At 59.6% G+C, this 23,828-nt stretch carries 21 protein-coding genes; 11 read left to right on the forward strand and 10 right to left on the reverse strand.

All coding sequences use genetic code 11. The annotated features are described in order from the left end of the window. Positions 1–10: 10 nt before the first annotated feature. On the forward strand, positions 11–1,135 hold the full coding sequence (holA, locus tag VJU77_12910; GenBank protein HKP04246.1) for a DNA polymerase III subunit delta: 1,125 nt from the start codon (positions 11–13) through the stop codon (positions 1,133–1,135). Positions 1,136–1,218: 83 nt separating this feature from the next. Here the strand turns inward: holA and VJU77_12915 are convergent, their stop codons facing one another. Next, the gene (locus tag VJU77_12915) at positions 1,219–1,650 is read right to left on the reverse strand and encodes a hypothetical protein (GenBank protein ID HKP04247.1); all 432 of its coding nucleotides are present in this window, start codon (positions 1,648–1,650) and stop codon (positions 1,219–1,221) included. A gap of 104 nt (positions 1,651–1,754) precedes the next feature. Here VJU77_12915 and aroB point away from each other — a divergent pair, with 104 nt between their 5' ends. After that, positions 1,755–2,819: a 3-dehydroquinate synthase gene (aroB, locus tag VJU77_12920; protein HKP04248.1), complete on the forward strand. Its 1,065-nt coding sequence runs from the start codon at positions 1,755–1,757 to the stop codon at positions 2,817–2,819. A gap of 66 nt (positions 2,820–2,885) precedes the next feature. Here aroB and VJU77_12925 read toward each other — a convergent pair whose 3' ends face one another. Further along, the gene (locus VJU77_12925) at positions 2,886–4,151 is read right to left on the reverse strand and encodes a hypothetical protein (protein HKP04249.1); all 1,266 of its coding nucleotides are present in this window, start codon (positions 4,149–4,151) and stop codon (positions 2,886–2,888) included. A gap of 38 nt (positions 4,152–4,189) precedes the next feature. Between VJU77_12925 and VJU77_12930 the strand changes: the two genes are divergently transcribed. Next, positions 4,190–5,017, forward strand: coding sequence for a TIGR00282 family metallophosphoesterase (locus VJU77_12930; protein ID HKP04250.1), 828 nt, complete (start codon positions 4,190–4,192; stop codon positions 5,015–5,017). Here the strand turns inward: VJU77_12930 and VJU77_12935 are convergent. The 3 genes from VJU77_12935 to VJU77_12945 all read right to left on the reverse strand — a co-directional run bounded on the left by VJU77_12935 (position 5,014) and on the right by VJU77_12945 (position 7,923). After that, positions 5,014–6,102: an acyltransferase gene (locus VJU77_12935; GenBank protein ID HKP04251.1), complete on the reverse strand. Its 1,089-nt coding sequence runs from the start codon at positions 6,100–6,102 to the stop codon at positions 5,014–5,016. The genes VJU77_12930 and VJU77_12935 overlap by 4 nt on opposite strands. A 93-nt stretch (positions 6,103–6,195) precedes the next feature. Continuing rightward, a complete protein-coding gene (infC, locus tag VJU77_12940) occupies positions 6,196–6,783 on the reverse strand; it encodes a translation initiation factor IF-3 (GenBank protein ID HKP04252.1) in 588 nt (195 codons plus the stop codon). 480 nt (positions 6,784–7,263) lie between these two features. Continuing rightward, the gene (locus tag VJU77_12945) at positions 7,264–7,923 is read right to left on the reverse strand and encodes a DsbA family protein (protein ID HKP04253.1); all 660 of its coding nucleotides are present in this window, start codon (positions 7,921–7,923) and stop codon (positions 7,264–7,266) included. Positions 7,924–8,041: 118 nt separating this feature from the next. Here VJU77_12945 and VJU77_12950 point away from each other — a divergent pair, with 118 nt between their 5' ends. From VJU77_12950 to VJU77_12980, 7 genes are all read left to right on the forward strand, one after another. Continuing rightward, positions 8,042–9,598, forward strand: a complete 1,557-nt coding sequence (locus VJU77_12950; protein HKP04254.1) for a rhomboid family intramembrane serine protease — start codon at positions 8,042–8,044, stop codon at positions 9,596–9,598. A gap of 173 nt (positions 9,599–9,771) precedes the next feature. Next, the gene (glgP, locus tag VJU77_12955; protein HKP04255.1) at positions 9,772–12,324 is read left to right on the forward strand and encodes an alpha-glucan family phosphorylase; all 2,553 of its coding nucleotides are present in this window, start codon (positions 9,772–9,774) and stop codon (positions 12,322–12,324) included. Between the two features lie 1,098 nt (positions 12,325–13,422). Beyond that, on the forward strand, positions 13,423–13,854 hold the full coding sequence (locus VJU77_12960) for a hypothetical protein (protein ID HKP04256.1): 432 nt from the start codon (positions 13,423–13,425) through the stop codon (positions 13,852–13,854). A 125-nt stretch (positions 13,855–13,979) separates the two neighbouring features. Further along, positions 13,980–14,408 carry a hypothetical protein gene (locus tag VJU77_12965; protein ID HKP04257.1) on the forward strand — a complete coding sequence of 143 codons (429 nt, stop codon included), beginning with the start codon at positions 13,980–13,982 and terminating at the stop codon, positions 14,406–14,408. 54 nt (positions 14,409–14,462) lie between these two features. Next, the gene (locus VJU77_12970) at positions 14,463–14,900 is read left to right on the forward strand and encodes a DUF4019 domain-containing protein (protein HKP04258.1); all 438 of its coding nucleotides are present in this window, start codon (positions 14,463–14,465) and stop codon (positions 14,898–14,900) included. 135 nt (positions 14,901–15,035) lie between these two features. Next, positions 15,036–15,593 (forward strand): GNAT family protein, encoded by a 558-nt coding sequence (locus VJU77_12975; protein ID HKP04259.1) that lies wholly within the window; start codon positions 15,036–15,038, stop codon positions 15,591–15,593. A gap of 244 nt (positions 15,594–15,837) precedes the next feature. Further along, entirely contained in the window at positions 15,838–16,080 is a 243-nt protein-coding gene (locus VJU77_12980; GenBank protein ID HKP04260.1) for a hypothetical protein, read from the forward strand. A 164-nt stretch (positions 16,081–16,244) separates the two neighbouring features. On the opposite strand, the gene VJU77_12985 is transcribed toward VJU77_12980, so the two are convergent. The 3 genes from VJU77_12985 to VJU77_12995 all read right to left on the reverse strand — a co-directional run bounded on the left by VJU77_12985 (position 16,245) and on the right by VJU77_12995 (position 19,989). Further along, entirely contained in the window at positions 16,245–18,041 is a 1,797-nt protein-coding gene (locus VJU77_12985) for an SGNH/GDSL hydrolase family protein (GenBank protein ID HKP04261.1), read from the reverse strand. A gap of 165 nt (positions 18,042–18,206) precedes the next feature. After that, positions 18,207–19,742, reverse strand: coding sequence for a proteasome accessory factor PafA2 family protein (locus VJU77_12990; protein ID HKP04262.1), 1,536 nt, complete (start codon positions 19,740–19,742; stop codon positions 18,207–18,209). Positions 19,743–19,761: 19 nt separating this feature from the next. Beyond that, complete coding sequence (locus VJU77_12995) at positions 19,762–19,989, reverse strand: hypothetical protein (GenBank protein ID HKP04263.1); 228 nt, start codon at positions 19,987–19,989, stop codon at positions 19,762–19,764. A gap of 175 nt (positions 19,990–20,164) precedes the next feature. On the opposite strand from VJU77_12995, the gene VJU77_13000 reads away from it, so the two are divergent. After that, positions 20,165–20,689: a LuxR C-terminal-related transcriptional regulator gene (locus VJU77_13000; GenBank protein ID HKP04264.1), complete on the forward strand. Its 525-nt coding sequence runs from the start codon at positions 20,165–20,167 to the stop codon at positions 20,687–20,689. Here the strand turns inward: VJU77_13000 and VJU77_13005 are convergent. Beyond that, on the reverse strand, positions 20,686–21,891 hold the full coding sequence (locus VJU77_13005) for a TIGR03862 family flavoprotein (protein HKP04265.1): 1,206 nt from the start codon (positions 21,889–21,891) through the stop codon (positions 20,686–20,688). The two genes, VJU77_13000 and VJU77_13005, sit on opposite strands and share 4 nt — an antisense overlap. 132 nt (positions 21,892–22,023) lie before the next feature. Then, entirely contained in the window at positions 22,024–23,790 is a 1,767-nt protein-coding gene (locus VJU77_13010) for a DUF885 domain-containing protein (GenBank protein ID HKP04266.1), read from the reverse strand. Between the last annotated feature and the right edge of the window lie 38 nt (positions 23,791–23,828).

A 23,828-nucleotide genomic window follows, 5' to 3' on the forward strand; every position in this document is an offset into this window, starting at 1 on the left:
GCCGCCACCAATGCCGAAAGCCAAGGCCAAGACAGCCGGGTCCGAATCGAACGTCCATGCAATCGTCGGCACCGACGAAAGCGAGGTGAAACGCGTCGCGGCGGAGTTGGCGGCGAAACTGACGCCGCCGGAGGCTGGAGAATTTGGGTTGGAAGTGATCGACGCCTGCGCCGACAACGTCGACCAAGCCGTAGCGAAGATCCGGCTCGCAGTCGAGGCGTTGCAAACCCTGCCGTTTTTCGGCGGATCCAAGCTGGTCTGGTTCAAGAACGCGAATTGCCTCGCAGACAGCGTCATCGGCCGGTCCGCGTCGGTGCTGGGCGCGCTAGAGGAGCTGGCGGAACTGATCGACGCCGGTCTTCCGCAGGACGTCACGCTGTTGATCAGCGCGACCGAGACCGACAAACGGCGCTCCTTTTACAAAACGCTCGGCAAACGCGCCGAGGTGCAGGTGATCGATCGCCTCGATTCCTCGCGTTCCGGCTGGGAAGAGGAAGCGACCGAGGTGGTCGGGCGAAAAGCGAAAGCGCGGAAGCTTCAGTTCGATGAGGAGGCGCTCGATCTTTTCGTGCTCCTGACCGGCGGCGACACGCGGCAAATCGAAAATGAGTTGGAGAAGATCGACCTTTTCCTGGGCAAAGAACGGCGGGTGAGCGTTGAGCAGGTGCGGGAACTGGTGCCCCTCTCGCGCGCGGGCGTGATTTTCGAGCTGGGAAATGCGCTGGCGGCCTGCGACCTGGGACGTGCCCTGATGCTCGTAAAGCGCCTGCTCGACCAGGGCGAAAGCGCCATTGGCATTCTCCTCGTCGCGATCCTGCCCACCATCCGGAATCTGCTCCTGGCCAAAGATTTGATGGAACGTTATCGGATTCCGCGTCCGCACGCGCCGTTTACCTTTATCTCCGCCCTGAATCGCCTGCCTGCCGACGCGACGGAACATTTGCCTCGAAAAAAAGATGGCTCGATCAACGGGTATGCGCTCGGGATTGCCGCGCAACAGGCGCACCGGTTTCAGACCGAGAAGCTCATTGCCGGTCTCGAGGCTTGTTTGGAAGCAAACCTGCGCCTGGTCAGCAGCCAGCTCGATCACGAACTGATCCTGACGGAGATTGTGGTCAAGCTATTGGCGTGCTGATTTTTGTAGCCGCCGCCCTGTGGGCGGCGATCCGGGGCGTAGCTGCGAAGGCGCTGCCCACAGGGCAGCGGCTGCAGAAACGATTAAGCCTCGCCGATTTGCTTCCGGGCCATGGGGCCGACCCACGGAATATCCCAACGAACGCCGGTGAACGCCTTCACCATCGCGATAATCATGATCACAAGTAGCCCGAGATGGATCAGCGCCGATACGAAAATCCAGAGCGCGCCGAGAACAGCTCCGATGACGGGAAGCGCCCAAAGGATATGTTGGATTACCCAGGAGATGATGTTGAAGAGAAACCAGATGCCGCCAAAGATGATCGACTGCATCGCGTAGAACCGGACGAACTGGTCGTGTTTTTCGAGAATGTAAAAGACCACCCCGCCGATGAGCGGGATGCAGGCGAGGGCGGCGGCGACGTTTGAGGGAAGTCCCGTAGCGGTCGGAGAAGCGGTTGGGCCCGGAGCAGGATTCGCGGCGGGAGGCGGCGTCGGATCGACTGGATCTGGCATTCCTCATTTAGAGGAACGCCGGACCGATTTGTCAAGGCAACTTGGAAACCGCCGGGCGCTTTTCTCTTTCGCCCGATGGAGGTGGCCGGTACGCTTCCGGCATCGTGAATTCGATCAAAGTGCGAGCCGGAGAGCAGGGGTATGACGTCGTCGTCGGCCCGAATCTTCTTGGGCAAGCAGGGGATTTGATCTCTCAAAAACTACGAGGGCCGGCCTGCGCGATTATTTCGGATGATAAGGTCGCTGGGCTTTTCGCGGAGAAGGTCCGGCAAAGTCTCACCAGCGCCGGGTTCCAGGCCGCATTGTTTACGGTCCCGCCTGGCGAAGAATCAAAGGCGATGACCGGGGCGGAAGCAATCTGCGGCCGGATGTTGGAAGCCGGGTTGGACCGGACCTCGTTCATCGTGGCACTCGGCGGCGGAATGGTGGGCGATCTGGCGGGATTCGTGGCCGCGATTTATCACCGCGGAATTCCATGCGTGCAAATACCGACAACGCTCCTTGCCCAGGTGGATAGCTCCATCGGTGGAAAAACCGCCGTGAATACGATCGCCGGGAAAAACCTGATCGGCGCGTGGCATCAGCCGGCGCTGGTCATTTCCGACGTCGATGCGCTGGCGACGTTGCCGCCGCGCGAATTGCGCCAGGGCTTTGCCGAAATCATCAAGCACGCCGTCATTCGCGACGCGGAAATGTTCGCGACGTTGCCACGATTCGACCGGACGGATTGGGAGCCGCTTATTCGCCGGAATGTCGAAATCAAAGCGGCCATCGTTGCTGCCGACGAACGCGAGACGACCGGCGAGCGCGCCCTGTTGAATTTCGGTCACACCGTGGGGCATGCCATCGAGCGGGCAGGGGAGTATCGGGATTTCCTTCATGGTGAAGCGATCAGTCTCGGAATGGTCGCGGCCTGTGAAATCTCGATGCGGAAAGCAGGGCTGAGCGACGCCGAGCGGGCTCAGGTCGTGAGGACCTTGGAAACGTTCGAGCTGCCGACGCGGTTGCCCCCCGATTTTCCGAGAAAAAAAATCCTAAGCGCGCTTCGATTCGACAAAAAGTTCGCGGCTGGCCAAATCCGGTTTGTTCTCTTGTCGAGAATTGGCTCAGCCCACCTGGCCACAAACGTGACCGCGGCCGACATCGAAGCAGCCGTCGCCCTTCTTTGATCGCGCCTCGGATCTTGACGGCTTAAAGCCGTCAAGATCTGGACGCCTCGCAATTCCCAAAAATCTCTATTTGCGCGCGTTTTTGTAATAGTCGACCAGGCCATCCACGACGCCGCCGACGTACTCTCGATAAATACTGATGCGTTCTGTCCCGTTGATCATCCTCGTGCCTTCGTAATCGCCCGCCTGGATTCGCGCGAATCCATCGACGCTGTTCATGACGTAGGGCTCGAAATAGACCACCGGACATTGATAAAGCCGCGTCGCGGCGAGATTCCGCGCGTAAACGAATCCGCTGGTGCCGACCTTCGTGACAATGTCCTTGGTGTATTCGTAGGGCGGCAGTCCGCTCTTCTTCGCCAAGGCAGGCGCGGCGACATCAGCGATCGCCAGTTCCTCGTCGAAGTCTCGGCTGAGCAGGCGTCGCAACATCTCGAAGCGCACGTCGTCGGATTCGGGCTCGGGCGGCAGATACGATCCGTTGACGAGGAGGTGCAGGTGGTTCTTGTCGGTCAGTGTCGGATTGCGTTCGTCGCCCCAGGCTTCGGCGTTGAAGTGCAGGCACAACACCACATCGGGGCGCAGTTTCGTGTTTACCCGCCGAGCCCGCTCGCGAATCTCGCTCGTGCGGTAAAACAGAATCTCGCTCTGCCATCGGACGCTCTGTTCCCTCAGCGGATCGTCCGGGCGCTGAAAATCTTCCTGCGGATTTTCAATCCCTTCCGCCTTGAGCACGGCCAGCGCGGTCGCCTTAAAATCTTTTGGCCGGTAAGGCGTGACCGGCTCCGTTTTGTCGCGGACAAACGAAACCCGGGCGCCGAGAGCACGCAGTTTTGGCGCGAGCATCTTCGCTACTCGCAAAGTCATTTCGCCTTCTTCCACGGGCGCCGCATCGCCCGACTTGAACCAGCGTTCCTCCATCTTTGCCCACGCGCCGCCCAGGTGCCCTGGATCGAGGGCGATCTTCACGCCCGAGAGAGGACCGCCCTTCTTCGTTTTGGGCAGGGCATGCGCCGGGCGCCACCAACGAGGAACTTTCTCGCTCTTCGCGTCGGGCTCGGCAAAGCGAAGGGTGAACCAGCTCTGGGCATCGCGGTCCATCAGGATGCAAGCCGCGTTTGAATCCACCCGAATGAATTCCTCGCCGATCCCGTGGGTGCAATAAACCCCGCGGAGCAGGCGCTCGAATTCGTCATGCGTGATGGTCTTCTGGAATTTTTCCAGCGCGCTCCACTTCGGCGGATCGGCCAGCGGATTGCTGAGGTGATCGGCGGCGTGAACGGAGGCGGTGAGAAGGACAAGAAAAAGAAAGCTGCGGAAGCGAAAGATCACGGTTTGGATTTCCGGCTTTTCAATACGATGCTCGCCCGATGCTGACGATTCTTTTTCTGGGCGACGTGGTGGGCGAGCCGGGCCGGAACGCCGTCATCGGCCAGTTGGCGCGCCTGAAGGAATCGTTTGCGGTGGATTTCATTGTCGTGAACGGCGAGAACGCCGCCGGCGGCCGCGGCATCACCCCGAAGATTACCATCGATTTGTTGCGGGCGGGCGTCTCGGTTATCACGACGGGCGATCACATCTGGGATCAAAAGGAGATTCTTTCCTTTATCGATACCGAGCCCCGTTTGCTGCGCCCGGTAAACTATCCACCCGGCGCTCCGGGGAACGGCTCGATCGTGCTCGAGACGGCGAAAGGAAAAGTCGGGGTGATCAGTGTGCAAATGCGGACGTTCATGCAGCCAATCCTGGAGAACCCATTTCCCGCCGTCCAGGCAGCGGTTGAGGCCTTGCGCGAGCAGACTCCGGTGATCTTTGTCGATGCTCACGGGGAAACCACCAGCGAGAAGATCGCCATTGGCCGTTTTCTGGACGGCAAGGTCTCGGCCGTGATCGGCACCCACACCCATGTCCAGACGGCCGACGAACAAATCTTCCCGGGCGGGACCGCGTTTCTTTGTGATGCGGGAATGTGCGGTCCGGTGAACTCGATCCTGGGCCGAACCGTCGAGCCGATTGTGAACCGTTTCATTTCCAACCTACCGGTGATATTTCCGGTCGCGAAAGGCGATGTCCGCCTTTGCGGCGCGCTCGTGCAAGTGGATGAAATGACTGGACGCGCGCTTTCGATCGCGCGCGTAAACGAATTGATTTCCGTGACCGCCTCCGAGCCGCCGGGGGAAGCAAAGCCGCCAGATTAATTCGTCAGCACCGGGCCGGAAGGATGCGCGAGTGCGTTCCGGCCGTACTTCAACCGGAGGAACGGGCGTTCAATCACGAACCAACTGAAGACGGCAAAGAGCGCAATCTCGAAAAAGGCGAGCAGAAAAAAAGTCGCGACGGTAAGAGAAGGGCCGAACCATTGCACCGTCAGTTGCTGGACGGGCCACGCGTAAAGGTAAAGGCCGTAGGAGAAATCGCCGGGGCGCGACCATTGCGAGAGAAAGGCGTTCCGCGTGTAGCCGCCATAGAAAAGCAGATACGGCCCAGTTATCATGAGCGCGAGGTCGATCCAGCGTTGAAAGACCAGCAAAGCGATCATCGCGGCGATGCACCAGGAAAAGCGGGCCGGAATTCTGTCGCGCCACAAATAGAAGGTCATTCCTCCAAGGAAATAGGCGCCGCAACGGAGCCAGCCGTAGGCCGGACCGCCAAAGACCACGACCGAGCGCGGCACGGACAAAATGTTGCCGTAAGCAAAAGCTGCGAACGCGATCAGGAAGGCGAGGAAAACCAGCGTCGTTCCGATTCTCCGGCGGAACAATCCAAACGCGGCCAGAATTGGCACCAGCAGGTAACAGCAGAATTCCCATTTGATGGTCCAAAGCGAGCCGTTGAAGACCTGCGGGAACGGAATGTCGTGAAAGACTCCGGGTTGCGACGGTTCGTGGAGGATCAGGGCCTGGCCGATCAGCGTTCCGAAATGCAATTGGGCGAAATACGCCCTGAGATCGAGGGCCGCGAGCGGTCCAATCACGAGCGCGCCGACCAGGATCACGCCGATGAACCCCGGATAAATTCGGAGAACACGCTTACGCAAATAATCGAATACTCCGCGCGATCGCAGCCAGCTGTGTGTCACCAGGTAGCCGCTCAACGCGAAAAACCCGGCCAGGGCGAGGGCGCCGAAGGTGAGCGCGCCGTTCGTTAACCGTGCGATCGGCTCGTCTTTTTCGGTCCCGGTGAGGAGCGCGAAGCTATGGCTGACAACGACCGCGGTCGCGAAAACGAAGCGCAGGAAATCGAAAGAATTTCGCGGGCTGCCCGCTCGGTCTAGGAAAGTCATCGCCGCCTGTGGTGGATCGCGCGCAACAGCTAACAGGCGGGAATGGAACTGACCAGCGGCAATTGTTGCCGCGTCGCCGCTACCAACTACTTGTTAGGCGCTTTCGCCGCTGCCGTTTTGTTTCTGGAGCTCGGACTGATCGGGATGCGCGGTGAAACGCCGTTTGCGCCGCGCTGCCGGCAGCGGGGACAAAGTCATGGTGATGTTTCGTCCCGCGATCTTGGGCTCCATCTCGACCTGCGACATGCCGGACAGGTCGTCGCGGACCTTTTCCATCAATTGCATTCCAAATTCCTGATGCGCCATTTCGCGGCCGCGGAATTGAAGCTGGACCCGGACCTTGTTCCCCTTGTCGAGAAACTCTTCGCCGTGGCGGATCTTGGTCAGGTAATCGTGGTCGTCGATGTTTACCCGGAATTTGATTTCCTTGAGCTTGGTTCCCGAAGACCTCTTGTCCTTCTCCTGCTTCGAGATGTCGTAACGGAATTTTCCGAAGTCGACGATTTTACAAACCGGCGGGTTGGCTGTGGGCGCAACCTCGACCAGATCGAGACCGAGGCTCTGAGCTTTGCGCAACGCGTCCGACAGTTTCATGACGCCGAGTTGCTCGCTGGTGGACCCGAGAATGACCCGCACTTCGCGGGCGCGAATCCGACCGTTTACACGAATTTGTGGTTGCAGATTAAATCAAAGCTCCGGACCAGCAACCCGGGAAGTGAACCGTGTAGCCGTATTTATTTGCCGCATCCTCCCCGGAAGCCATCGCTGGCCGCCGGACACCTCTGCCTCACCTCGGCTGCGGAAACCGCGGTGACAGGCGTGCTTTTCGCAAGCCGAGTGGAAGTAGTAAGCAACATTCGTGCGGTAGCAAGGTGAATCTACTAGCTCAGGCTGCGACCAGCGGCTCAAGCCTCACGACGCGTAGCGGAGAGGTCGTGTCGGCACGAAGGGGAATGTCTTTCGTGGGATCGGCAACCGGTCGACCTACGACCAGCGCAATCCGCGTTAACATGGCCATTTCTGGATGAAGCACATCCAAATATTTGCCATCGCTCATGTGGACGCGGAAAGGCACGAACGGGACGGCTCTAAGATGGTTTCTAATTTCTTCGGGGTTCACGATTCGAGTTTACTCGTGGCCCCGCGAATTCTCAATCCAGATCACGCCGGCGGCGGCTCCCCGAAATGCGCCGCGTGGGCCGCATAGCCGTCCAGATCGTCGAGCATCGCATCGATGGTCGACGCGATCGGCTCCAGCTTCGCGAACCCGGAAAAGATGGCGCGGTCGCCGATCTCGCTATCGACGACGAACGTTGGGCGTTGCGTAACCTGAAGCGCGTGAAACTCCGCCGTGCTCTGGCGCGCCCGCGCTTCGATCTCCGGCGAACGAGCGCGTTCCAGCAGTTTCGCTTTGTCGAGGCCACCGGCCTTCGCGCCAATCTCCGCCGAAAGTTCCCAGTCGTTCGTGCGTTGCCCTTCGCGTTCGGTCGCATGAGCGAGCGCCATGCGCACGCGATCGTCGGTCACCCCCAGGTCGCGCGCAGCTTCGGCGACGAGATTGGGCGCCAGGCATTCCTGGAGGTCCGGCTCGAACCATCCCGGCTTGAGCATGAAAGGCGAGCGCATCATCATTCCGCTGCGCCGGTAGAACCATTCCGCCTGCTCAATCGACTTTGGGAAACCGGACGCATCCATCAACGCAATCTTCCAGTCGAAATCCACTCGGCCCGCGTAACGTTTCTTCAGTTCCTCCCAGGCCGGTTGCGCCCAAAAACACCAGGAGGAGATGACGTCGAGGTAGATGGTCACTCGTAGTTTCATGCTTCACTCATCTACGCCGCCGCAACTTGCTCGAAAAGTGAATAGTGACTGGTGATCGGTGAATGGTCTGCTATTCACCATTCACACTCGACCGACAAGTTCCAGCGCCGTCGCTTCCATGCTCGATCTCAATCACATCCTTCTTTTTGTTTCCTCCATTTCGCCGCTGGTCCTGCTGGGGCAAACCTGGCGGCGTGGTGGTTTATATCGCCCGTGGCGACTGGCCTCGTTTGCGGTGCTTTTGGTAAACGTCGTTGCCTGGTTGATGAATCCCGAGACGGCGGGATTTGTTGGCGCCGGGGCCTGGGTGGCGTTGCTGGTGCTCCCTGCCATCGGATTGCGAAAGGCCGCTGAGCTCGCCAGCCGGCAACGTTTCGGCCCGGCGTCGCGGTTGTCCCGCTCCCTGCGCGTTCTTCACCCCTCTGCCGCCCTGCGCGAGCAAGCAGAACTGTTTCGAGCGATGACCATCGCCCAACAGGGAGACATTTCGTCCGGGGTCGCTCTCCTCGCGCCGTTGCGGAACAATCAAACCAACGTCGGGCGCCAGGCCATCGCTCAATCCTTTCGCCTGCGTGGCGAGTGGGCCAGCATCGTCGAATGGGCGCGCAAGGAATTGGCTCCCGCCGCCCGACAGAATGATTTTGCGTTGCTTCCTCTTTATCTCCGCGCCCTCGGTGAGATCGGCGAGCGGGACGAGCTGGTTCTCGAGTTCGCCGCGCTTGTGGCGGCGGCGAATCCGGTGCAGTTACCGGCCTGGAGTTACCACGCCAGCCTGCGAATGGTGTTGGCCTTTTGCGGACGGATGCCCGCGCTCGCGAAGCAGCGCTCATTCTCCGGGCTTCCGCAGGATCTTCGAGAATTCTGGCTTGGGACCGCTGAATTAACCGCCGGCGAAATTCCAGCCGGGAACGCGCGCCTCGAGAAGTTGCGAATGGCGACAGCCGATCAATTGCTCCGGGCGGAGATCGCGCAACGCATGAACTCCGCAGGCATCATTGCCCCCGCACCGCTCTCCCCGCAGAATCGTGAGTTGGTCCGCCGCATCGAACAAAGCGAACGGCCCGCGACCAGCGCCTTCGGATCCGGAACCGCTCGGCCGACCATCGCCGTACTTGTCATTATCGCGCTGAATATCGCGCTATTTATCGCCGAGCTGGTGATGGGCGGCTCGACCGATCCCTCCACGCTGCATCGCCTCGGCGCGCTGGACCCCTGGTCGGTCCGGTTCCAAGGCGAATACTGGCGGCTCCTGACCTCCCTCTTTCTCCATTACGGTCCGCTCCATCTCGTCTTCAATCTCGTCGCGCTTTTTATTATTGGGCCGGGATTGGAACGGACCATCGGCTCGATTCGATTCGCCGTTTACTATTTGTTCTCCGGGCTCGGATCCGGTGCCGGCGTTCTGCTTCTGCATTTTTTCCAATTGATCCGGCCCGGACCGCTCGTGGGAGCGTCGGGTTGCGTCATGGGCGTGGTCGGGGTTTGGGCCGGCTATCTTTTGCGGAATCGAAACGACCCGATGGCGGGCCGGCGCCTGAAGAACATTCTCCTGATCGTCGCAGTCCAGACCGCCTTCGATTTCTCGACTCCGCAAGTCAGCATGGCTGCGCATTTGAGCGGGCTGGCGACGGGAGTGCTCCTGGGACTTCTGGTGGCGCCAAAGCGGGCGCGTTAGCTGGAGCCGGCCTGCCTCCAGGCCGGGGAGAGTGCGCTTCGACCCAAAGCCCCCGGGGAGAGACAGCTCCGACGCCCACCGGCGCGAAGGCCCACCGGCTCCATGGCCAATGGAATGCTTGATGCTAAAATTCTTTGCTGCCACATTGCGCTCCTTCCCTGAGGGGCTTCTCCATGCCGACCTACCACACGTATAATGTCATCCCCACATTGCCGACGGCGCTCGAGCCGTTGCGCGAGATGGTCTTCAATCTCTGGTGGACCTGGGAGCCCTCCGCGCGCCGCCTTTTCCGGCACCTCGACCCCGAACTTTGGGACCGAACCAACCACAATCCTGTTCGGATGCTTCAGCTTTCGCGGCAGGCCCGGCTGATCGAAGTATCGCAGGACAAGAATTTTTTGCGCGAATTGAAGGAGGTCCACGACGCCTATCGTGCCTATCTGTCGCGCAAGGATACCTACGGCAAGACCGGCAACGGCCGCGTGATCGAGAGACCGGTTGCTTATTTCTCGGCCGAGTTTGGTTTCCATGAATCGATCCCGAATTACTCCGGCGGCCTCGGCATTCTTTCCGGCGACCATTGCAAATCCGCGAGCGACCTCGACCTGAATTTCGTGGCGATCGGTCTGCTCTATCGCCACGGCTATTTCAAACAGGTGATCGACAAGGAAGGCGTCCAGCACGCGGTCAGCTTGAACCAGAATTTTCATCACCTGCCGATCCGCGAAGTGCGGCAGGGCGACAACAACCTGCTGATCTCGGTCCGGATCCTCGATCGCGAAGTGCGCGCCAAAGTCTGGCAACTCCACGTCGGTCGCGTGAATCTTTACCTGCTCGATACCGATATCGCCGAGAACAACTCCGAGGATAGGCGCATCACCGCGGAGCTTTACGGCGGCGATCTGGAAATGCGGATTCGGCAGGAGATCGTGCTCGGGATCGGCGGAGTGAAAGCGCTCACCGCACTGGGGATCGACGCCGAAGTCTTCCACATGAACGAAGGCCATTCGGCCTTCCTCGCGCTGGAGCGGATCCGGCTGCGCGTGGAGCAAGGCCTCGACTTTTATTCCGCGCTCCAACTGGTCGCGTCGGCGAACGTTTTCACAACTCACACGCCAGTGCCCGCCGGAAACGACGCCTTCCCGCGCGAGATGATGAAGCGTTATTTCGGCGATTTCGCGACGCAGCTCGGCCTGCCCTTCGATGAGCTTCTCCGCTTTGGCCAGGCCAGCGTGAATCCGCTCGATGCCTTCAGCATGACGGTGCTGGCCCTGCGCGCGAGCCGTCATTCAAACGGAGTCAGCAAACTCCACGGCGAAGTCAGCCGCGGACTCTGGAAAGATGTCTGGGCCGGCATTCCCGGGCATGAAGTTCCCATCACCAGCATCACCAACGGCGTCCACACCAAGACCTGGATGGCGCCCGAGTTCTCTGCTCTCTACCAAAAGTATCTGGGCGACTGGGAGGAACATCTCACCGACACCGATTTCTGGCGGCGCGTGACGGACATTCCCGGCGCGCAGCTTTGGGAGACGCACCAGAAATTGAAACTGCGCCTGATCGAGTTCGTCCGCGATCGAGTCCGCCTCGCGCGCGAGCGTTCCGGCGAATCCCCCGAATCGATCCGGAACGTCAATCGCATTCTCGATCCCGAGATTCTCACCATCGGATTCGCGCGCCGCTTCGCGACCTACAAACGCGGCGCGCTTCTCTTCAGCGACCAGGAGCGGCTGAAACGTTTGCTCAATGACGAGACGCGCCCGGTCCAATTCATCTTCGCGGGCAAATCCCATCCGCAGGATGAAGGCGGCAAGGCCCTCATTCAGCAGGTTTACAAATTCAGCCGGCAGCACGGGTTCGAAAACCGGATGGTTTTCGTGGAAGACTACGACACCTACATTGCGCGCCGGCTCGTCCAGGGCGTCGATCTGTGGCTGAACAATCCGCTCCGTCCGCTCGAAGCCAGCGGCACCAGCGGAATGAAACTGCCGCCCAACGGCGGATTGAATTTGAGCGTGCTCGACGGGTGGTGGTGCGAAAGCTTCAACGGCAACAACGGCTGGGCCATCGGCGCCGAAATCAAGGGCGGCACCGTCGATTTCCAAAGCGAAGTCGATTCGAGCAGCCTTTATCAGTTGCTCGAGAACCAGATCATTCCGCTGTATTACGCGAAGCCGGACGGGAAACTGCCGCTCGCCTGGTTGCAGTTAATGCGCGAATCGATCCGGAGCGTGACGCCGGTGTTCAACACTCACCGCATGGTGAAAGAATATACCGAGCGCCTGTATACCCCGGCCGCGAAAGCTCATCAGGAGTTTTTGCGGGATAATTGTGTGGCCGCCACCGGGCTCAGCCAGTGGAAAGCGAAGATGCGCAAGGATTGGCCGCAGGTCAGTATTCTCGAGGTCCAGGTCGGGAACGCCGACCGCCAGAACATCCAGGTGGGCGAAGCGCTCCAGATCTCTGCGCGCGTTCATCTCGGCGCGGTTAGTCCGGATCATGTCCGAGTCGAGGCTTATCACGGCGAAGCGGAAAACGGCGGGATCAAGAACCCGACGGTGACTGTTCTCGATGGCAGTTCGCGGGCGGAAGGAGAGGGCAATTACAATTATCGGGGTTCCGTTCCGGCGACGGACAGCGGGACCTACGGGTTCAGCGTGCGCGTCGTCCCGGTCCATCCGCACCTGATGCAACCGCACGAGCTGCGACTCATAACCTGGTCGTAGGGACGGCGGCTGGTCAGCGCGCGACAGGATTCGCGTCCTTCGCGCGCTACCCTTTTGCCTCTGGCGATCCACAAGGAGCGGCGCTTTCCAAACCGCCGTTTCTCTGTAGCCGCGTCCCTGCGGGACGCGCCCTGGTAGGGACGCCGCGCTGCGGCGTCCGGGGCCAACCGGCTTTTCCTGATTCCGCGAAGGTGGGATCGCGTGCTCCGTCGCGCGATGTTTGGAGCGGCCGCGCCAGGGGACAATAGAGTCGAAGCTGAAATTCCGCCCATCCCGCTCGATTTTCGGTCCGCCTCGGTGCCGCGCCAAGCGAAACTGTTTTTGATACCATCGTCTTGTTCGCCAGCGGAAGCCTTCGGATGCGGCAGCTGCACGCCCTCAGATAGAGGAGATCGACCAATTCAACCTTGAGTCGCTCCCTGGTTTCATGATTAATGAGTCGGAGCGTATGGTGTGGATCTGGGAGTGACATTGCACTCTCCTACCGGCCACCCCACAAATGACCAACCCCAATTTCCTTAACCCTTCGAAAATCCGCGTGCACCTGCACGTGCACGTGCTTTCGTCTAATTCTCGTTAGGTCTATGCGTGCGCCGCGATGAAAAGGTGGACCATTCTGTTCCTTGTCTTCGGCGCCCTGCTTGCCGTGGTGCTATTGCTGGGTTTTATGCGAGCCCGAGCTTATCGTCGGTTGTCCGTCCAAGCCGCACGCCTTCAGGATGCGGTGAGCCATGAGGCCGGACTCGGAGACGTCGGCGTTATCACTGACTCTACCGCTCCCTACGGAGTCGTCATATCTTGCAAGCGTCAGTTGCCCCCCGTCGACAAGGCGCGGTTAGAGCACCTTTTTCATGAATACCGCCCAGATATTCCGACACAGCAGGTGGACGAGATGCTTAGAATCTCTTACGAACTCCAGAACATGGACCTTTCTCCGGCACCATCTCCGCCTTAGAAAAGCTCGCGTGACGGACCTAACCATGCGATGGAGCGAACGGCGGACCGGTGTCCGCTCCCCTTCTGAAATGAGTCCCACACTTCCACTCCGCGCGACGCGCTCTCTCGTCCGCCGTCGCTCATCTTGTCGTCGTTAGGTCTATGCAGCGCCACTCCGTTATCGTTTTGTTCTGCGCGGTGTTTTATCTTGGCGGAATGATGGCGCGTAACGTCGTGGCGGCCGATGACGACGTTCTCTTGTTCTTGATTTCTCATAGCGATCTCCATGCTGTGCTGACCTATTCGGTTCCTAAAGCTCGTCTCGACGCCACTGCGTGGCGCGACCGCAGCAAAGATGTCCCGTTGAGCGCTCGCGATGCGGTGCGCATCGCGAACGCTACCCTGACGCCCGAGCAGCAGTGTGAGTGTCACCTGAACGCCGTAGCGTTAATGAAGCCCGAGTCGGAAGCACGAGACGAATGGTTTTTCTACATGGTAAACTTTTGGACAGCCGACTACCACGATCAGAGAGAAGTCATTATCCTTCTCGACGGAACCGTGATTAGACCGATTTCGAAAGACACTAAGACCTAACCAGTCAGTGGAGCTAACCGCCACCCGCTGTGCGTTCACATCTTACATGACTAGAAATTCCTCGCTCCGAGTCGAGCTCGCCATCGGTGGCGGTAGCTCACTTCTGTCTCGTTAGGTCGCCGACTGTGGACATCTTGGGTGGCATTCTCGGTTGCGGTGTTTTGCTCGCGCTCACGGGGATCCTGTTTCCACTGTTGGGGCCACGAGTATCTGTCGCGGCGGCCCGGCGCGTTCGCTTTTGGACGCTCACTCCGGGCATCGTCATAATGATCGGTGTTGCCATCGCGTTCATCCTGGCTGCCGACGCGTGGGCAGCTCCATACCGGACGTCCGGCGGCTCGTCCATCTCTGAGCGATCGCCACCCGTGATCGAGCTGTTTTTGGGCCTGCCTTTGTTGCCGTTCTATTTCTTGTGTCGACTATTGTTTCCCGCCTGGACCGCGGCTGAGCACTATCCAGAGTTCTTGCTCCCGGTTTCGCTGCTCGACGCGTATGGCTGGACGGCTATCATTTACGTCATAAGAAAACTTTGGAGGAAATTACCTCAGACCTAACCAGGTGATGGAGCGAATCCCGCGATGGCGGGATGCTCATCTTATTCTCGTTAGATGTTTACGCGCGTCATCGGCTCTCGTTGCATGAGAACCATCTTTTTCGCATTTCTGATGGCTGTCTCGAGTCTTTGCGCGGGGGATTCGCCTCCGGAGAAGGCGGCCATAGCGGCGGCCGCCGAGTGGTTGACGCTCGTGGACGCAGGTAAGAGTGGCGAGAGCTGGCAGGCATTGGCGGCAGCCCCTCGTGAGAGCATGGGACAATGGAAGTGGAAATTCGGTTTCAGTATGGCGCAACGCGAGTTTGGCGCGTTCCGCGACCGTAAACTGCGCTCGACGGAATTTACTACGAAGAGCCCGGGAGGACGTTCCGGCGAGTTTGTTCTTTTGCAGTACGACACCACATCCACCAAGAAGGGCAAAGTCGTGGAGAAACTGACTGTGATGCGCGACACAGACGGACAGTGGAGGGTAGCCAGCTACACAGCCGAGTGAACCCAACATCTGACGAACCGCTGGCCGCACCGCGTTCCGGCTTCCCACGACTCCCACATTCAACCTGCAGTCACGCGCGCTCTCGCCAGCGGTCGCTGATCTTGTGTCTCATTAGGCCGCTGCCGCGCGCACTCCGTGAACGAAGGCAAAAGCATCCGTCTCGAAGTCAGCGATGGTTTCTGCCTCAGTCCCATCGTGCGAGCCGACAAGGCCGCTTACTTGGAGCATTTCGCCGACCCTGAGATTGTCCACAACCTGTTGGCCATACCGTTCCCCTACACGGAGGCGGACGCCGACTGGTGGCTCGACCGCTGCGAGCAATCCGTCGACTCTTCAACCACGAATTTCGCTCTCCGTGAGCCATCAGGCTACCTAATCGGTGCCATCGGCATGGTCGGAGAGCTGTCGGCAGATGCTCATAGTGCAGAGTTCGGTTACTGGTTGGCGCAGTCTTATCGCGGGCTCGGCCTGATGCCCCGCGTCATCCGCACATTCAGCGACTACGCATTTCAACAGCTCCGAATTCATCGGCTTTTTGCTACGCCTTTCTCCCCGAACGTTCCTTCGCACCGCACCCTGGAGAAGGCAGGCTTTCAGCGCGAAGGTCTGCTCAGACATCACCATTTCAAGCAAGGCGTTTACCTCGACGCCATTATTTATGCACGCATTTCTGAATCAAAGGCAACCGCCTAACCATGCGATCCAGCGAACGCCTACGCGTCGTTCGCTTCAGACTTCCCGTGACCAAACCATTTCACCTCCGACCAATGCTCATTCCCGGTAGGCGTCGCTGATCTTATTCTCGTTAGACGTAAAGGCCGCATCGATGCCGAACGGAAAAGGCGCTCTTGAATGTTGTTACTGTCGGCACTTCGCCGGCCCGCCCGGCTACGGTTGGGGCGCGTATCAGGCTGCCCGATGTAAGTTTCATGACGTCATGCTGCCGGCCTCTGATGATGGTCTCCAGCGCGTTTGCTGTCACTTCGAGCCGAACGACACGTATTGGCAGGACAACCCTGGGGGCTTTTTTCCACCTGCGCGCCGCTTCGCGTGGTTTACTCAGGATCTAGAGCCAGACGTATTGTACTTCTTCTTTTACAACTCGCCGGATAAGATCACGCGTGAGATCGTCCTCAGAAAACCGAATTATCAGTCGGGCACATGGACACCAAACGCCTAGGCTCAACTTTGAAGTCCGACATTTGCCAGGTCTGAAGAGAGCATTGATTGGGTCCAATAGGGGTCAGCGTGCAATAGACGCTCGTCGGGGTTTGAAAGCCCGGCCTCGCCAACTTTGTTGGCTGCGTTACGGCTCGACTGCGCTTTGCTCCGCTCGAGATGACACTACGGGATGCGGTAGGCTTCGACCAGCGCGACACCGGTCGTGTTGTTCCTGCCGCGAACGATGACGGTGTAATTCCCCGGCTCCAGTGACGCGACGATGGTCGCTTCGCGATCGTCGGCTGGGGTTAGCCCGATAGCCCGAATCGCTGCCGTTTGCGTGTCCTTCCAATCGTCGTTGAACTCGATTTCATCGCCATTGCCGTTATGGAGCTCGATCGTTGGGTCCAACAAAGGATGCGTGATCCCCGCATTCAACAAGCTCGGCCCGATGGCGCGCATTGCTACGATCGGTCCCTGGCCGCTGCCGATGATGAGGCCTCCGATCAGCACGTTATTCCCGACACCGACAAACCCGCGCGTGCTGATATTAGCCAGGGTCGCGCCCGGTGCGGTATCCAGATCATAAACCTCCACGAGCCCGTTCCCGTTCCCTCCATTCTGGCCGGCCAACACCGCGGTGTAAGACCCGGGCGCCAGCGTCCGGATGATAGCCGACTCCAAATCATTCGTGGGCGCGAGGCCGGTCGCCGCGATCTCCGACTCCTGGGTTGTCCTCCAATTGTCGTTTGTTGCCAGGGAACTGTTGGCCGAATCGAAAAGCTCAAGCGTGGGATTTGCCAGCACGTCCGGGACGCCGCTGCCGGTTAGGGAGGGACCGATCCCGCGAAGCAACACGCGTTTCGCGATCGAGCCCGTGATGATGAAACCGGCGATCGAGACATTCTCGCCGGTGCCGACCGTGACTCGACTGGAAAGATTCAATGCTCTTGCGGAAGCGCCAGCTGAACCGCTCAACGCGCGGTTCGCCTCTTTCGCAATCTGAAAATGCCCGGCGGTGGTCGGGTGAAGAACATCCCAGAAAAGGAATTGATCGGGGTTGGCGGAAGAGTCGCCTTGCGCCACGTGGCCAATATCGGTGAAGCCATAATCGGAGGGCTGCGCGGCGATCCGAACAAAACGCGACCAAATATCGAGCCGATAAATGGTGGGATGGACGCCCTGCGCGGCCAGGGTGTTCACCGTCGAATCCAGAGCCGCGTCCAGTTGAAACCGATAGGCGCCCGCCGCTTCGTTCAGGGAAGTTATTCTTGCCTCGTCCCCAGCGTAATTTGGGAACATGCCCAGCGGCGGCACGTTTGGCACGAGGATGTGATTTGCTCCCGCCAGGGCCAGACGGCTTATCAGGCTGCCCACTCGGTTGGCCGTAGCCGACACACTGGCAGGGCTTTCGTCATTAAGGAGATCGTTGATCCCGCCCCAGACGAGATAGAGGGCGTTCCCATTCACGGCATGGCTGGCCAGATAATCGTCGACCTGTTTGCCCATGTTATCGATCGTGATGGTGAGATCCCCGCCCGGGGAGGGGATCACTGTCCGTTCGCTGGTGCCGTTCTGGGTGGTCGCTGCGCCAAACGCGAAATCGGTCCCGCCACCCAGACTGAAGGTCGCTGCCGGCAAACCGAGAAAGCTTTGCGCGAGCTGTTCGTGCCAGAGACCGGCGTACATCGCAGATCCAGGAGTGGTGTTCGCGCTATTGGTGAACCGGCCGTCCGCAAAATTGTAAACGCCGCTGGGATAACTGACCTGTCCTCCTGACGCGGTTTCCGTTCGGCGCCGAACGTTCCCGTCGTCAGAGTAGCTGTCCCCAAAAACAATGACTTGAGAGAACGTGGGCGGGTTCTGTCCGAAGGCGTGACTGATTGGAAGAAAGAGGGACATGAGCACGACCACCGCGCATCGCGAAATCGCGAGGAGCTCAGCTACTTGGCTTGGGTGAAGCGGGCGCAGAATTCTCATGGGGTGACCGTAAATAATTTTCAAGCTAACTCATCTGTTCCTGCTTTCCGAACGAAAAGCTGTCATCCCGGGGGGAGCGAAGCGGAGTCGAGGGACCCCGTGGAATATCGATAGACACTCGCCGGGATCCCTCGACTGCGCTTCGCTCCGCTCGGGATGACAACCTCAGCGCGCCAGCTCCCGGAAAAACTCCTCGAACTCCGTCTCCGCATTCACGAGCTCGTTCAATTTTCCCAGGCGTTCGCCGCCGCTTGGTTCCGGCAATACGACCACGCGTGATTCCTGGCCATCGGTGAACGCGATCTCGTCCCATTGAATGGAGCTGATCGCATGATTGAAGCGCGCGACGGCGCGGCCGCGGAAGTAAGCTCGCGTTGTTTCGGGTGGCGAAAAGATCGCGTTCTTGATTTCCCGCTCGCTCACAATGGCGCGCATCGATCCCTGCCGCGCCAGCTCATGGAACAACCCCTGGTCTGGTTGGATATTGTGATACTCGAGGTCGAGGGCCTGAAGCCATGGATCGCTCCATGAAATTTTCTGTTCCTCCCGGAAAGCGTCGAGCAGGGACCACTTCGCGGCCCAATCGACCCGGTCGCGCGTCGCCGTGACATCCCGCTCGAGATCGTTCAATACCTGTTCCCATTCCCGGAGAAGCCACGCTGTTTCCGGATCAGCGCCGCCCTCGCCCTGGGCCGCCTTCAGGTAAAGCCGCTGCACGTCGATGGCCGAGATTTTTCGTCCATCGCTCAGCTCGATGATCCAATCATGGCCCTGATCGCGGCTGATCGATTTTGTGGCGTTGATCGGCTGCGCGATCTCGATCTGGGGCGCCTGGTCGCGTTCGATCAGACCGAGCACGAGCGCGGTCGTTCCAGTCTTCAAGGCCGTGGCCCATTCACTCATGTTGGAATCGCCGATGATGACATGAAAGCGCCGGTAACGGCTCGCGTCCGCGTGAGGTTCGTCGCGGGTGTTGACCAGGGGGCGTTTGTTCATCGTGTCGATGCTCACGAGCGTGCTGAAGAAGTCGGCCCGCTGTGAAATTTGAAATACCCCCGGCTGTCCGCCACCGCTCTCCGCTTCAACTCCCATCTTTCCCGCGCCCGCGAAAATTTGCCGCGTAATCAGGAATGGCAGGATGCCTCCGACGAGGCGGTCCCACGGAAGATCTCGCCGAATCAGGTAATTGTCGTGGCAGCCGTAACTGTGCCCGGCAAAATCCGTGTTGTTCTTGAACAGGCGCACTTCCTGTCCGGCCGGGAGTTTCAGGTTCCGGCGACGCGCGCACTCCGCCAAAATGCGTTCGCCGGCTTTCTCGTGGGCCACGAGCTGGCGCAGGGTGGTACATTCCGGCGTGGAATACTCCGGATGAGCGTGGTCGTTGTAAAAACGCGCGCCGTTCGAGAGAACAAGGTCGCTTTTAATTTCCTCGAAGCTCAGCGGCCGTTTCCGGTCGATTTCATAGTAGGCGGATTCATCGGTGTCCTGGAGTAATTCCGGGGCGCGGAATCCGCGAGCGTCGCGATGAGGATCTTCGAGACGGTAATCCCATTTCATGTGTGCGCCGTGGTCGGTGTAGGAGCGCACCAGCGCGATCGATTCGGCGACGACATCCACGCTCGGCGCGCCCTGAATCGTAATCCCGTATTCCGTTTCGAGGCCGAATACCCGCTGCATCGCCGGCAAGATAGCGCCAGCCACCGCGCCCGCTATAAGAAGGTTAGCCTGCCGCGACGATCAACCGCCAGGCGAAGCCACCCTGACCAAGCGAATGTTGATGATGACTCGGCGGCGGCAACGGGTCGCCCGCCATCGAAACAATCTCGCAGCCGCATCCCTGGCATTTGTAAATCCCGGAATGCGGCGTCAACACTCCCGGCGAGTGAGCTGGATCGAATCGCGGCTCGGACTCATTAGTCAGGTAGTGAGAATATTTGTACAGCGCCATCTGGTTCTCGCTCTGCGGGATTCTTTCCCGCGGAAACGAAATCCGTAAAGTAGGAGAATTCCTACACCCAGGTTGGGTCACGTCATGAGCTCGGGAGGAATCGCCCGGCTCGGTGATTGCGTTTCAAGAAATCGCCCAACTTTGTCCCGGAAAACTCGTAACTAATAGCAGACGCATGTTGCTGCCCCCATCAATCGAGCGAACCATGGCCGGACCGGCCATTTCCAAGCAAGCATTGCTGGTTGTTTCCCCCAGTGGCCGCATTCAATTCGCGACTGCGCGTGCGATCCAGTGGCTAAAAGATTTGGCGGTTTCCCCCCCGAATCGCGGGCCCCATCCGCCCGCGGGCTGGCTCGCAGACTTTGTTTTGTCGAGCCAGCTGTCGCGGTTGGTCGTTGATCGTTCTGGGAAGGAGCTTCGCTTCCAGATCATCCACCGGGAACAGAACTCGATCTGTTTGCTTCTGGAACAAACCGCCAAAAAGTCCGCCACGAACAAGGCCCGAGGCCATCTCACCCAGCGTCAGGTCGAGGTCCTTTCGTGGGTGGCCCGCGGCAAGACGAATGCACAGATCGCCAGCATTCTGCGGTTGAAGACAGGAACAATTGGGAAATATCTGGAGCGCATTTTCCCCAAACTCGGCGTCGAAAACCGGACTGCGGCGGCCAGCTTCGTCCTGGGAACGAACGGCGCCGCTTAGCTTGGAAGACTGGGCCACATCGTGGCCGCGCCGCGGCCTGCGCGCGTCGCTGTCGCGAAACAGCCCTGCAGCAGATAACCGCCGGTCGGTGCTTCCCAATCAATCATTTCGCCGGCTACGAAAACGCCCGGCAGTTTGCGCAACATCAGGGCCTCGTCTAGCTCGCACCAGGCCACGCCACCCGCGGATGAAATTGCCTCGGCGATTGGGCGCGGCCCGCGCAGTAGGACGGAGAAATTTTTTACCCGGGCGATCGCCTGGTCGAGATCGAGCACGGAACCTGTCGAATTGGATTCAAGCAGGGCGATTGCACCGATACTGAGTTTCCAGGCGCGAAACCAATCGACTTCGCTTCGCAAATTTGCCGCGCGCTGCCGCATCATTTCGATCGTGAGCTGCGGCTTGAAATCGATTGTCAGGGAGGGCTGCGGCATCGAACGAAGCTGGCGGCCCAGGCGATAAATCGCGCCGCCTTCGAGGCCGTGACGCGTTATCAGCAACTCGCCCGAGACCGTCTCGTCGCCCGCGCCCACGGTGAGATTCTTGAGAGGTAATCCTTCCGCACGGGCCAATACCTGGGGCGGCCAGGCGACCTCCCAACCACAGTTTGCTGCTTGCCAGGGTGCGATTTCGATTCCGTGGGCGGCCAGGATCGTGGGCCACGTGCCATCCGATCCTGTCTCCGGCCAGGACGCACCGCCGAGCGCGAGAATAATCGCGCTGGCGGTAAGGGAAGATTCGCCCCCGTCGGTTTGGAATTCGGCGCGCCAGCCGCTGGCTTCGCGCGTGAGACCCTTGAAGCGCAAACCGGTCCGGAGATCCACGCCCCCGGTCCGCAGTCGCCTCATCCACGCGCGCAACAATCCTGCGGCTTTCTGTCCTTTTGGAAAAACGCGTCCGCTGCTGCCTACATAAGTTTCAACGCCAAGCCCCGCCGCCCACTCGCGCAACTCCGTCGGCCCGAATTCGCGCAGCAGATCGCGCCACCGTTCCAGTTCATCCCCATAACGCGCCGGAAAATTCTCCACCGTTTCTCCATGGGTAAGGTTTAGTCCGCCCCGGCCGGCGATGAGGAATTTTCGTCCGACCGAGGTCTGCGCATCGCAGAGGATGACTTCAGCCCCAGCTGCATTTGCGACTTCCGCCGCCCGCAATCCGGCTGGGCCGCCACCGATGACGAGGATGGGAAGGTTGGCAGGCATCGGGTTAGCGTAATCTTGCTCGGTTGGAACTGGTAGGGACGCCGCGCTGCGGCGTCCGCGGATTTTCAGAAAGCACGAGCTTGCAATATTCGCTCGGACGACGCAGCGCGCGGTCCCTACCAATCGGAAATCTCAGCGCATCACCTGTTCTATTGAGGTCGCGTCATCCAACAAAATCCATTCGACGATCGAAAGAGGCAGACTGCCGCTCTTAATCAGGTCGTCATGAAACTTGCCGAGCTGAAAGTTCGTTCCGGCTTTGTCGCGATAGCGGCCCAGCAAATTCATGATCTGCCATTTGCCCACGATGTAACTGATCTTCTGCGTGGGACTCGACGCCGCCCCGGCCGCTTCGCCTTCGGCGGCTTCGCGATCGAGGCCGCCGCCTTCCATGAAATACTGGACCGCCTGTTCGAACGTCCATTTCCCGGTGTGCAGATTCACATCCACGCCGATGCGCGCCGAGCGGTAGCGAGAGAGGCGCAGAATTTGTCCCTGTGCCGCCGAGTTCTCCGGATAAAGCCCGGTGCGCATCAGCATTTCCTCGCCGTAGAGTGCCCAACCTTCCACGAAAACGCCGTCACCATGCTGACGCCGGATTTCGTTCGACAGATGATTCGCGATCGAGATCTGCATGAAGTGGCCTGGGATCCCTTCATGCCCCAGGATCGGCCGCGGATCTTCGATCGCCGCGCGAATGTAGAAGTTCTTCGATTGCGGATTGTAGGTCGGAATGAAAAAGAACCCGGACGGATCCTTGTCGTAGAGACCGGGCGGATTCATGAAGCCCCCGGGACTGGTCGGCTTGAACGCTTCCGGCAGCTGCCGGATCTCGAACCGGCCGAGGTAATCCGGGATCGTCACGATCTTGTGTTCCTTCATGAAATTAATCATTTCCTGCTCCCGGCTTTCGTAGGCCGCCAGGAACGACGCCTGGTCGGGCGGAATGTTTTTGCTCCGTGCCGGATTCGGATCGGCTAGCGATGGATCGGGCAGGAGCGATTCGAGCGCGCGATAGCGGGCTAGTTCGGCGCGTCCCAACATCGCGACCTGCTCGGCATCAAGAGGAAGCAGGAGAACGTGCTTGAGGTAGTAATTGTAGTTCGCCGTCCCCATTGGCGCGAAATCGACCATTGAGGGAAGGCGTTTTTCGAGCCGATCCGCGAAGCCATGGATAGCGACCAGCGCCGCATCGCGCGCTTTCACCAGTGCGTCGCGCTCGGCGGGCGCCATGTCGCGGGCCAGGGTCATGAGACTGTCGTTGAAAAGAGGGTCGATCGACCGGGCGGAAGCAATCGCAAGCTGGGCGAATAGTTTTACCGGCTTCTGCAAGTTGCGTTCGCCCTGGGCGAGCATGGCCGGCATTGCTTTCAGACGCTCGGTCGCGGCCAGAGCGCGCGTTCGCGGCGCGTCGTATTCCTTCTTCAGGAGCGAGAAAATCCCGGTCGAACATTCGCCCACGTAGAGCTGCGGGTCGCGGCTCTCCGATTGCAGAACACGATTGCCGAAGTCGACGTTTTCGAGCTGGGCGCGAAACAGCATCCAATCGATCCGGTCGTCCTTCGGCCACTTTGCCGCCGTCATGGCGCGGACCTGATCGAGAAGCTTGCGCACCCGTTGGGCGCGTTCGGCGATTTTTGCGGGCGAGTAATCGGTGAGGCGATTGTCCCAGGTGTGGAGTCCGGAGTCGCTGCTGAACACGGGAGAGACTTCATTCCGCCAGGAATAATATTCGTCCGCCAATTTGCGGAGCGCGGCGATATCGTTGCCCGCTTTGCTAACCGGTGGCGTCGCCTTGGTAAGGAGCGTCTTGTTCGAAACGTCCGTTTTCGGATCCGGCGTCGGTTGAGCGAGGAGAGGGAACGCCGTCAACAAGCTGAGTGCGATGATCAATCTCATGCCCCGGATGCTAACAACAAGGAGCGGCGGTTTACAAA

Source organism: Chthoniobacterales bacterium (assembly GCA_035274845.1).
Classification (GTDB): Bacteria; Verrucomicrobiota; Verrucomicrobiia; order Chthoniobacterales; family UBA10450; genus AV80.